Here is a 3,266-nt window from a genome sequence, read left to right on the forward strand (position 1 = left end):
GCGGCGGCGCGCGATCACCGGGCGGTGCTCGCCGACGGGGACCGGCAGGTGCTCGACGCCGCTCTCGCCGCGCTGTCGGACAAGGGCCTGTTCGACGGCGATGCGCTGGCGGCCGCCGAAGCGGCCCTGGCGCCGCTGGAGGCGGCGGTCGCGCGCGCCGGGGGCGCGCCCGTGCGGCGCTGGACCGAGCAGGGCGACGGCTACCTCGTCGGCGGCACCGAAGCGGGCCGCCGCATCGGATGCGTTCGCGACGAGCTGCGGGCGTTCCTCCGCCTCGCATTTCGCGTCGTCGATTACCTGGAAGCGCATGACCAGCTCGCGCGCCGGGTCAGCGGCGTGCCGGGCCCGAAGCGGTAGGCCCGCGGGCCGCGGGCGGCGCGGGTCTCGTGGAGGGCCGGGTCACATCGCGCGCGAGCCGGGCGAGGGAACGGTCGCGGGGCACCGATGCGGCGATGTTCAAGCCTCCGACCCCATCGCCCGAACCGCCCGTCGGTTCAATGCGGCCCACGGAAGGGCCGCGTGGCTTCCGCGGCCAATTCGGGCGTGCCACGTCCCTCTCGTTCAGGCGCCCCCGCTCACCGTGGCGGGGGCGCCGACATCGGCAGCAGAACCAGAAGGGACGAGCGACATGGACGCGGCACACGGCACCACAGACAGCGAGGACCGCACAGCATTCCCCGTCCCGGTCGCCGTCACGGTGACCGGGGACACCCACGACGTTTGCATCCAGCGCGCCCGGATCGCCGACTCGCCCGCGGCCAACCCGCCCGCGGCCGTGCCGCGCCCTCAGGACGCCACCGAGCCCGGGGGAGGCGGGTCGGGAGGTCCGACACACCGTCAAGAAGGCGTGTGCAGCAGATTTTTTCTTGCTGCACACTGCAGGGATATGCAGCAGGATTGGTTTTGATGCACACAAGCCGGGAGGCACACCCGATCATGGATATCCTCGCCCAGTCGCGCCCCGCCGTCGTGGCCTACCAGGACCTGCTCCGCCTGCATCTCGACGAGCGGGCGGCCGGCGTCGTGGGCTCGATCGAGGAGCGGCATCGCAACGGCCGGACCTATCTCTACGAGCGCTTCCGCCTCGGGACCGAGATGAAAAGCCGCTACCTCGGCGAGGCCACGCCCGAGCTCCGGGCGCGGCTGGAGCGTGCGGCAGAGCTCAAGGCCGACGCGGAGGCGCGCCGCAAGCGCATGGCGCGGCTGACCCGGACGCTGCGGGCGGAGGGCTTCATCGTGACCGACCGCGAGACGGGGTCGATGCTGCTGGCCTTCTCGCGGGCGGGCGTCTTCCGCCTCGGCGGGACGCTCGTGGGCACCTTCGCCTACGGCCTCTACCAGGGCGAGCTCGGCGTGCGGATGGATTACGAGGAACTCGCCCGGACCGGCGATGTCGACCTCGCGAGCTTCGCGCGGCTGTCGGTCGCCCTCGGAGACACGGTCGAGGAAAGCCCCGCCGACATCCTGCGGTCGCTGAAGTTCGACCCCGTCCCCGGCGTCATTGATCGCCAGGTCTGGAAATGGCGGCAGAGCCGGTCGGATACCCTCGTCGAATTCCTGACCCCGGCCTTCGGGGACGAGACAGTCAAGCCCCTGCCCGCCCTCGGCGTCAGCGCCCAGGCGCTGAACTACCTCAACTACCTCATCGCGGAGCCGATCCAGGCGGTCGCGCTCTACCGCGCCGGCGTGCTCGTCCAGGTCCCTCGCCCCGAGCGCTTCGCGATCCACAAGCTGATCGTGGCCGACCGGCGGCGGGGCGGGCCCGACCAGCTGAAGTCCCGCAAGGACCGCGCCCAGGCCAAGTTCCTCGTCCGCATCCTCTCCGAGGATCGCCCCGACGACCTGGCCGAGGCCTACGCCGACGCACTGTCCCGCGGCCCCCGCTGGCGGGCGCGCATTGCGGCCAGCCTGGAGCGCATGCCCGAGACGTCCGAACGGCTGGCGGCGCTCGCGTGATTTGCCGAGCCTGAGGACTCAGAGTCCGATAATCCACAATATGCGAACCCGAGATACTGCTGAAGGTCGCCGGTCCGGCGGCCTTTTTTCTGGCCCTCACGATGGGCCAATTTGCTGGGTAGAATGGGCGAACCTCCGGCCGATCAGCCAAATCCGCGCACCCCGCATAAGCAAAATCAATGACTTAGCAGGTGCGGTGCGAAAATCTATGGCTGGCGTGACAGTTGATGTTGTCACGCGAGCCTAAGTTCGCCCAGGCGCGTGTGGCCGCCATCCGTGGGGCCGGCAGCCTGCCGGCGCGCGGCGACCTTGCGGCGGCGCCGGTCGAGGTCGCCGAGGGCATGCTCTCGGTGCTGCTCGACCTGCCCCCCGCGGACCTGGCAGCGGGAGACGAGGCCGCCCGCTTCTGCGACGTGGGGCGCACCGCCCAGGTCAAGCTCGACCGGGAGGTGCCGCAGCTCGTCGCCGCGCTGGACACGCTGGTGCGCCGCGCGGCCGCATCGGCGGCGGCGCGCTGGCCCGACCAGGACGCCTGGATAGCCGGTTTCTTGCGACGGGTCCGCGATGACGCTTGAGGATCTTGTTCCGCTGCTGCTCGTCGGAGTGGTGGCATGCTTTTTCCCGCGCCGGTGGCTGAGGCGGCGGGCGGGGCAAGTCGCAGTGGCGGCCGGCGTGGGCGCCCTCGTGCTCATATACCTGCATTGGCGCCTCGCCGAGACGGTGATGCCGGTGGATATGGCCACGGTGCAGGGCGTCTTCGTCTGGACGGTGTTCGTCGTCGAGGTCTTCGCCTGGTCCGACGCGGTGATCCTCTTCGCCTTCCTCGTGCGCCGAACCGACCGAACCCCGGAGGCGGGGCGCGGTCGATGCCGCGGCGATGATCATGCCCAGCTGGCTGTGCGACCTTCTCATCGAGGACGGCGAAGGGGGGCGGCGCGGCTCCTGGCCGGAGGCCGGACGCCACGACCCGCCGAGCGGGCGTCTGGCGCAGCGCGCGGTCACGCATCACCGTTTTGACGAGCTCGAAACCCCGTGTCGCACAGTCGCGTGCGACGACGGCGACGTTGCCAAAGCACTCACCCCGGCGAGCTGAGACGCAGATGGCCGCACAGCTCGGAACAAGGGCAAGATGCGCCCTGTAATCCGCCCGTCAGTCCGCGACGCGCATCGGCCCTCGGTGTGAACCAGCGTCCTTTAATTGCGGTTCCTCGTCAAGCCTGTTTCTGCGTCCGTGCCGGGGTCATGGTCCTTTTCGAGGTCACGGCCTCATGGTGATGTTCGGGTCGGGTGCCTTCAGCGTATGGAGCGCA

The 3,266-nt window shown here is 70.5% G+C and carries 4 protein-coding genes; all 4 read left to right on the forward strand.

Annotation, left to right across the window (positions count from 1 at the left end):
* Positions 1–357 (forward strand): hypothetical protein (locus tag DLJ49_RS20920; RefSeq protein ID WP_233489377.1); only part of this gene is annotated, 357 nt, incomplete at its 5' end.
* Between the two features lie 579 nt (positions 358–936).
* Positions 937–1,956, forward strand: coding sequence for a nucleotidyltransferase family protein (locus DLJ49_RS20925; protein ID WP_115395445.1), 1,020 nt, complete (start codon positions 937–939; stop codon positions 1,954–1,956).
* Between the two features lie 263 nt (positions 1,957–2,219).
* Positions 2,220–2,531 (forward strand): hypothetical protein, encoded by a 312-nt coding sequence (locus DLJ49_RS20930; RefSeq protein ID WP_115395446.1) that lies wholly within the window; start codon positions 2,220–2,222, stop codon positions 2,529–2,531.
* 308 nt (positions 2,532–2,839) lie between these two features.
* Entirely contained in the window at positions 2,840–3,049 is a 210-nt protein-coding gene (locus DLJ49_RS22660; protein WP_158547547.1) for a hypothetical protein, read from the forward strand.
* Positions 3,050–3,266: the final 217 nt, after the last annotated feature.

Origin of the sequence: Rhodovulum sp. 12E13, assembly GCF_003340565.1 — a bacterium.
Lineage (GTDB): Bacteria > Pseudomonadota > Alphaproteobacteria > Rhodobacterales > Rhodobacteraceae > HLUCCA09.

Coding starts and splice junctions, on each gene's coding strand:
- DLJ49_RS20925 (WP_115395445.1), top strand. CDS start 937: ATGGATATCCTCGCCCAGTCGCGCCCCGCCGTCGTGGCCTACCAGGAC.
- DLJ49_RS22660 (WP_158547547.1), top strand. CDS start 2,840: ATGCCCAGCTGGCTGTGCGACCTTCTCATCGAGGACGGCGAAGGGGGG.